The sequence below is a fragment of the Streptomyces sp. NPDC057271 genome (genome assembly GCF_042668715.1).
Taxonomy (GTDB): Bacteria; Actinomycetota; Actinomycetes; order Streptomycetales; family Streptomycetaceae; genus Streptomyces.
Genome location: NZ_JBHUYJ010000030.1, coordinates 38,617 through 45,232 on the forward strand (window position 1 = coordinate 38,617; position 6,616 = coordinate 45,232).

8 protein-coding genes are annotated in these 6,616 nt (G+C 72.3%); 1 reads left to right on the plus strand and 7 read right to left on the minus strand.

The window, feature by feature from the left end; all coding sequences use genetic code 11:
• Positions 1 to 115: 115 nt before the first annotated feature.
• From ACFUJR_RS16590 to ACFUJR_RS16600, 3 genes are all read right to left on the minus strand, one after another.
• Positions 116 to 1,408 (minus strand): MFS transporter, encoded by a 1,293-nt coding sequence (locus tag ACFUJR_RS16590; protein WP_383170372.1) that lies wholly within the window; start codon positions 1,406 to 1,408, stop codon positions 116 to 118.
• On the minus strand, positions 1,372 to 1,818 hold the full coding sequence (locus ACFUJR_RS16595; protein ID WP_383170366.1) for a GNAT family N-acetyltransferase: 447 nt from the start codon (positions 1,816 to 1,818) through the stop codon (positions 1,372 to 1,374). The genes ACFUJR_RS16590 and ACFUJR_RS16595 overlap by 37 nt, the downstream gene beginning before the upstream one ends.
• Before the next feature lie 200 nt (positions 1,819 to 2,018).
• On the minus strand, positions 2,019 to 2,501 hold the full coding sequence (locus tag ACFUJR_RS16600) for a MarR family winged helix-turn-helix transcriptional regulator (protein ID WP_383170364.1): 483 nt from the start codon (positions 2,499 to 2,501) through the stop codon (positions 2,019 to 2,021).
• 107 nt (positions 2,502 to 2,608) lie between these two features.
• On the opposite strand from ACFUJR_RS16600, the gene ACFUJR_RS16605 reads away from it, so the two are divergent.
• Entirely contained in the window at positions 2,609 to 3,025 is a 417-nt protein-coding gene (locus ACFUJR_RS16605; RefSeq protein WP_352190772.1) for an organic hydroperoxide resistance protein, read from the plus strand.
• Between the two features lie 274 nt (positions 3,026 to 3,299).
• Here the strand turns inward: ACFUJR_RS16605 and ACFUJR_RS16610 are convergent, their stop codons facing one another.
• Genes ACFUJR_RS16610 through ACFUJR_RS16625 form a run of 4 tightly spaced genes read right to left on the minus strand, consistent with a single transcriptional unit; the run spans position 3,300 to position 6,463 of the window.
• Positions 3,300 to 3,806, minus strand: coding sequence for a hypothetical protein (locus tag ACFUJR_RS16610; protein WP_383170362.1), 507 nt, complete (start codon positions 3,804 to 3,806; stop codon positions 3,300 to 3,302).
• Positions 3,803 to 5,368, minus strand: coding sequence for a hypothetical protein (locus ACFUJR_RS16615; protein ID WP_383170360.1), 1,566 nt, complete (start codon positions 5,366 to 5,368; stop codon positions 3,803 to 3,805). The genes ACFUJR_RS16610 and ACFUJR_RS16615 overlap by 4 nt, the downstream gene beginning before the upstream one ends.
• On the minus strand, positions 5,365 to 6,204 hold the full coding sequence (locus ACFUJR_RS16620; protein ID WP_383170358.1) for an ABC transporter ATP-binding protein: 840 nt from the start codon (positions 6,202 to 6,204) through the stop codon (positions 5,365 to 5,367). The genes ACFUJR_RS16615 and ACFUJR_RS16620 overlap by 4 nt, the downstream gene beginning before the upstream one ends.
• Positions 6,191 to 6,463, minus strand: coding sequence for a hypothetical protein (locus ACFUJR_RS16625; RefSeq protein ID WP_361434901.1), 273 nt, complete (start codon positions 6,461 to 6,463; stop codon positions 6,191 to 6,193). Before ACFUJR_RS16625 ends, ACFUJR_RS16620 begins: the two co-directional genes overlap by 14 nt.
• Positions 6,464 to 6,616: the final 153 nt, after the last annotated feature.

Sequence of the window (6,616 nt, forward strand, 5' to 3'; positions counted from 1 at the left end):
CCTCGGCACCCGGGGGAAGGGGTGGTTCCGGGCGCCGCGAGGAGTCTGGTCCGGACGGAGGCCGTTGAATACCGTACGGCCTGGCGGCTATGTGCCGTGGCGGCCAACCGCCAGCTCAGGCCGTGGGACGACGTGCGTCGTACCGGCGGAATTCCCTCCCGTACAGGGCGAGTAGACCGATGGCGAGCACACAGGCGATGCCGCCTCCGGTGACGGCGACGGCGGGCGAGGTCAGGTCGGCGACCGAGCCGGCGAGGAAGTCTCCGAGCCGAGGTCCGCCGGCGACGACCACGATGAAGACGCCCTGGAGCCGGCCCCGCATCTCGTCCGGTGCCGCGACCTGCATCATCGTGTTGCGGAAGATCATGGAGACGGTGTCGGAGTAGCCGGCGAGGGCGAGCAGGAGGAGCCCGAGCCAGAGGTTGCGGGTGAGGCCGAAGACGGCGATCGCGGTGCCCCAGCAGGCGACGGCGAGCAGGATCGCCTGTCCGTGATGGTGGATGCGCCCCTGCCAGCCGCTGAGGACGCCGCCGAGGAGCGCTCCGGCGGCCGGGGCGGCGGCGAGGAGTCCGGTGGTGGTGGCGTCGCCGTCGTACCAGAGGACGGCGACGACGGGGAACAGTGCACGAGGGTGGGCGAGGATCATCGCGCAGAAGTCGGAGAAGAAGGTCATGCGCAGATTGGGCCGGGTGGCGAGGAAGCGGAGGCCGTCGAGGACCGACGCCCTCTTGGTGCCGGTCCGTTCGGGGAGCATGGCGGGCAGCCGCCACATCGCGTACAGGGCGGCGGAGAAGGCGACGGCGTCGATGAGGTACGCGGTCTGGAAGCCGCCGACGCCGACGAGGAGGCCGCCGAGGCTCGGGCCGACGAGCGTGCCGAACGTCATCGTCATCGAGTTGAGCGCGTTGGCGGCGCGCAGCTGCTCGGCCGGCAGCAGGCGCGGGATCATCGAGGTCCGGGCGGGCGAGTTGAGCGCGGCGCAGACGGATTGCAGGGCCACGATCGCGTACAGGAACCAGACCTGGTGGAAGCCGGCGAACGCGGCCGTGGCGAGGGCGGCGGACAGCACGGCGGAGCCGGTGGCGCTGGCGAGTCCGAGCCTGCGGCGGTCGACGGTGTCGGCGACGGCGCCGCCGTAGAGGCCGAAGACGACCAGCGGGACCAGGGAGAACAGCCCGACGAGCCCGACGGAGAACGGCGAGCGGGTGATCTCGTACACCTGGAGCGAGACCGCGAGCGCGGTCATGCCCTGGCCGACCCAGGAGACGGTGTTGCCGAACCAGAGACGGCGGTAGTGCGCGGAGGTACGGAGCGGGGTGAGGTCGGCGAAGACGCGGCGGCGGTCGGTCTGTTCGGCCTTTCCGGTGGTGCTCACGCGACGTCGAACCGGAGCTCGGGCCTGGCCCAGTGGATCCGGCCCGCGGGCTCGACGGTCCCGGTGCGGCGGGCTCCGGTCCGCAGGTAGAAGTCCTCGGCGGGCGGATGCGCGACGACCCGTACGGAGGTGAGCCCGGCGGCACGGGCCTGTGCGGTCATGTGCTCCATCAGGAGCCGCCCTATGCCCCGCCCCTGCGCCTCGTCGGCGACGAAGGCGAGGTCGAGCTCGGTCTCGTCGAGGAGGAGGGCGTAGAACCCGAGGACGCGGTCGTGCTCGTCGACGGCGACGAAGACGGGGTGGTGCTCGATGTAGCTCCCTCCGACGACATAGCCGTCGACCATCGAGGCGTAGTCGCCGCGATAGGCGGCGGACTTCCGGACGAGCCGGCTGAGCCGACGTGAGTCGTCGGCGGTGGCGCGACGGATGGCGAGGGAGGGCATGGTCGGAGTATAGGAGTCAGGCTGGATGCGGATCCTTACATTCTCCCCCGCCACGGCCGCCACGCCCACGGCCGCCACCGCCTGCGGCCGCCACGTCCCCGACCGCCACCGCTCACCGCCGCCACCGCCCTCGGCCACCACCGCCTGCGGCCGCCACAGCCTCGGATCACGTCACTGGCGGGTGCCGCGCGAAGAGGGCCCTACTCGCAGGGGGCGAGGTCGTCCGGGTCGACGTTGTCGAGCCGCAGGGCCAGCTCGTTGAGCCGGGCCCGCATGGCGCGCATCTCCTCCAGCTCCATTCCGGTCGCGGCGGCGATCCGCCGGGGCACGGCGAGGGCCTTCTCCCGCAGGGCGGTGCCGGCCTCGGTGGGGCGGGCGGTCACGGAGCGCTCGTCCTCCGCGGAGCGGCGCCGCTCGACGTATCCGGCCGCCTCCAGGCGCTTGAGCAGAGGGGACAGCGTCCCGGAGTCCAGGCGCAGGTGCTCGCCGATCCGCTTGACCGGCAGCTCGCCGTGCTCCCAGAGCACCAGCATGACCAGGTACTGGGGGTAGGTGAGCCCGAGGTCCTTGAGCGCGGCGCGGTAGACGCCGTTGAAGGCGCGGGTCGCGGCGTGCAGCGAGAAGCAGATCTGCTGGTCGAGGCGGAGGAAGTCCTCGTCCCGGTTCGTGTCGAGCGTCTCCATGGCTCCCAGGGTACGGGACACCTCATGGGGGACGATTCAGTTGTGCACAACTGAATTGCACGCTACTGTCTCTCCCAGACCCCGACCGCACAGGGAAACGAGGACCCATGAACGCGATCTACACCGCCGTCGCCACCGCCAACGGCCGCGAGGGCCGCGCCGTCAGCTCCGACGGCCACATCGACCTCCCCCTCGCCCACCCGCAGGCCCTCGGCGGCAACGGCCAGGGCACCAACCCGGAGCAGCTCTTCGCCGCCGGTTACGCCGCCTGCTTCGCCAGCGCGATGGGTCTCGTGGCGCGCCAGGAGAAGATCGACATCGCGGACGCCTCGATCACCGCCGAGGTCTCCATCGGCAAGGACGAGACGGACGGCGGCTTCGGCCTCGCGGTCGTGATGCGCGCCGAGTTCCCGGACCACCTCCAGGGCGAGCCGGGCCGCGAGCTGCTGGAGAAGACCCACGCGTTCTGCCCCTACTCCAAGGCCACGCGCGGCAACATCCAGGTCGAGCTCGTCGTCGAGTAGTCCTGTCGTCACGGCGCTCGAAACGCCGACGAGGGCCCGTACGTGCCGGATGACACGTACGGGCCCTCTGTGCTGGCGCCGGACCGCGCCCGCGGCCGAAACGGCTCCGCGCCCGTCGGCCGAAGCGGACCCGTGTACTCGGCCGTGCGGCCCTCGTACTCCGCCGCGCGGTTCCGCGCACTCCGCCGTGCGGACCCGCGCACTCCGCCGTGCGGACCCGCGTACTCCGCCGTGGGACCCGCGTACTCCGCCGCGCCCCGGTCGCGGGGGCCGCTCAGGCCGCGGGTTCGCGCTCGGTCGGCACCCGGGCGGCCAGCCACTCGCGGGCCTGGTGGCGGCACGTTCGTCCGTCGTGACCGGGCGGGATCAGGGTGCTGGCGGGGAAGGCGACGATCGCGCCGAGCAGGACGAGGGGCTGCCACCCGTACAGCAGACCGACGGTCACGAAGGCTCCGCCGACGGCTCCCGAGCTCGCGGGTCCGCCCAGCGCCACCGCCAGGTTCCGCGCCGCCCCGAGGCTGTCGTGCGACACCGCCATCGAGCCGCCCCGCCACTCGGCCCGCAGTTCACGGGCCCCGAGGAAGAGCGCCGTCCGGGCGTGGCCGTACTCGTGCACGACGACGCTGAGGGGGACGGCGACGAACCCGGCCAGCACGAAGAGCCGGAACGTCCAGCCCGCCGGCCAGACGCACACCAGCATCAGCCCGGTCGCGAGCGCCAGCCAGGCCATCGGCCTGCGGCCGTGGACGAGGGCGACCAGCACCAGGCGCAGCAGGATCACCGCTCCGCCGTCCGGGCGAAGTCACGGTCCTTGACCCGCATCACCTGCTGGACCGCGCAGAGGGCGGCCGCACTGACGAGCAGCCAGTGGGCGGCGGTCGCCGCGGCCGTCGAGAGCGCGTCGACCGAGGAGGCGAGCCAGAACAGCGCCCCCAGGGTCGCTCCGCTCGACAACCCGCTGACCAGCAGGGTCACCCGCTTCTCCGCGAAGTCGGCGGTCACCGTGGCGAGTCCGTACAGCACGCTCAGCGCGCTCCCGGCGAGCGCCATGGTGAGGATGACCAGATCCCGGCCCGCCTCGAAGGGGACCAGGCTGACGACGCGTACGGCGACGACGGTGGCCAGGCCGGCGGCGATCGCCCCGAAGGCGTTCTGCCGGCCCCAGCGGGAGAAGCCGCGGGGGTGGATGGCGTAGATCCAGGCGTTCCCGGCGAGCCGGAACGGGGCGAGACCGGTGATGAGGGAGGAGATTCCGCAGACGGCGAGCAGGAGCAACGAGGCCGTGGCGTCCTGGAGATAGCCGAGGTGGTACAGGACCGCGATGGCCGCCGCGGCGGCCAGGGAGACGGACGTGGCGGAGATGTACAGCGGGTCGCGCAGCAGCTGGCGCGCCTCCGTCCGGGCGCCGCGTCCCGGCAGCCGGACGAAGCCCAGCCGCCACGGGGCGCCGCTCTCGTTGTTGCGCGCGGTCGTGCCGGCGAAGGAGAGGACGTACGCGCAGAGCACGCCCCAGAGAAGTCCCGCGATCACCGCGAGGAGCACGCCGGCGAGGGTCTCGGGGACGCCTCCGGTCACGGCCAGCGGCGGACACAGGACGTACAGGCCCCAGGTGCGGCCGGCGAGGACGAGACCGATCCCGGTGATGAGGAGGACGCCGCAGAGGGAGGCGCTGACGGACTTCACTCCGAGCGCGTCGTTCGAGGACCGCATGACCAGCGCGGTGAGGGCCTGGACGGCGAGCGTGGTGACGGTGGCGACCAGCGCGGTGAGTGCGGTGAACAGCAGGGCGACGGCGAGCGCGAGCCAGAAGCCGGTGCCGCCGGTGGCCTGTACGCGTGTGAGGGACAGCACCGTGACGGGGCCGACCAGGAAGGAGGCCACGGTCATCGCCAGGACGTACGGGGGGATCAGCTCGCCCAGGGCCCGGTTCCAGCGGCCGACCCCCTTGGAGACGGCGAGGACGCGGACGCCCGCGGGCTGGAGACCGAGGATGTCCAGGATCAGCGTGGCCCCCGACGCCGCGGCCGCCATGCCGGCGAGCGCCGCCCGGTTGACCTCCTTCAGCTGGCGGTCCTGGAGGGCGGTGAGGGTCTGCTCGTGGACCAGCGGGGCCAGGGCCTGGACCTGGAAGGCGACCATGGCGAGCCCGAACACGACCAGGGCCAGCAGGACGGCCGAGGTGATGACCGGGGAACGGTGCAGCATCTGGCGCACGGTGTTGCGCTGGGACCGCGCGGTCGCCCCGGCGATGGCGAGGGAGGGCCGCAGGGAGCGCCGGTTCGAGGGCCGCGGGGACGCGAGGTGGGGCCCGCGCGCGCCGGCGGGTACGGGGGCGGCCGTCATGAGCCCGGGCCCATGAGCTCGGCGAAGATGTCGTCCGCGGTCTCGGAGACGTTCTCGAGACCGCTCAGGCACAGCACCGCGGCTTCGAGCGTGGACGTCCCGGCCGCCTCGCTGATGGATCGGGGAGCGCCCTGCGCGACGAGCCGGCCGTCGGACAGCACCACGATGAAGTCGCATTCGCGTTCGGCCGTGTGCAGGTCGTGGATGGTCACCAGCGCGGAGCGTCCGGATCGCGTCCAGGTGCGCAGCGCGAGCCGCAGGAGCACGGAGCCCTCGACGTCGAGGCCCGAGAAGGGCTCGTCGAGGATGAGCAGCGGGGCGTCGCTGCTGAAGGCTCCGGCGAACTGCAGCCGCCGCTTCATGCCGTGGCTGTACGACCCGACGAGCTTGGTGAGGGCGCCGTCGATGCCGAAGATCTCGGCCAGCCGCTCGGCGTTGCGCATCAGGTCCCGCGGGCGGTCCTCCAGACCGGCGATCAGACCCAGGTACTCGTGTCCGGTGAGCATGTCGGGCATGGGCAGTTCGTCGGGCGCGTACGACACCAGGCGCTTCGCCGAGTCGGTGCCGAGCTGCTCCCCGAAGACCCGGCCGGTTCCGCCGCTCGGTTCGGTCAGCCCGATGACACAGCGCAACAGGGTGGACTTGCCGGCTCCGTTGGCTCCCACCAGTCCGCACACGGCGCCGGCGGGCATGGTCACGGTGACGTCGCGCAGGGCGTGGCGACCCCCGAACCGCTTGCTCAGGCCCTCCAGAGCCAGCGGGATCTCGTACGGAGGGTCCTCGGCGCGGGCGGGCGCGGAGACGCTCTCGACGACGGCGGAGTCAGCGGGCGGCATGGCCGTCACCCCGCTTCCTGGACAGCGCGCCGTACGCCACCGGGAAGCAGGCGACACCCAGCGCGACGATGACGAGCGGGAAGTACCCGGAGGGCTGCATGCTCAGTTGGGCGTCGGTCTGCACGTAGTCGATGAGGCCCGGCACGCTGACCGAACCGTCCCGGGACATCGCGTACATCATGGACAGCACCAGAGCCGCCAGGCTCAGGCCGGCCCCGCCCAGGAGCGCCAGGAGGGCGGACTTGACGATCTTCTTCACGCTGGGTCCAAGAGGTCGTGGTACGGGTGAAGGGGAGGCCCGGGGCCCCCCCGGGGAGGGGGGGGGGGGGGGGGAGGTTGGGCCAGTGCTTCTCTCCGATGAGGGTTGACTCCCAAACAAATCAGACGTTTGAGGAGCTCCACGTGCAACAGG

Excerpts from the sequence above, each read along its gene's own strand:
- ACFUJR_RS16595 (WP_383170366.1), bottom strand. The coding sequence starts at position 1,818 with ATGCCCTCCCTCGCCATCCGTCGCGCCACCGCCGACGACTCACGTCGG.
- ACFUJR_RS16600 (WP_383170364.1), bottom strand. The coding sequence starts at position 2,501 with ATGGAGACGCTCGACACGAACCGGGACGAGGACTTCCTCCGCCTCGAC.
- ACFUJR_RS16605 (WP_352190772.1), top strand. The coding sequence starts at position 2,609 with ATGAACGCGATCTACACCGCCGTCGCCACCGCCAACGGCCGCGAGGGC.
- ACFUJR_RS16615 (WP_383170360.1), bottom strand. The coding sequence starts at position 5,368 with ATGACGGCCGCCCCCGTACCCGCCGGCGCGCGCGGGCCCCACCTCGCG.
- ACFUJR_RS16620 (WP_383170358.1), bottom strand. The coding sequence starts at position 6,204 with ATGCCGCCCGCTGACTCCGCCGTCGTCGAGAGCGTCTCCGCGCCCGCC.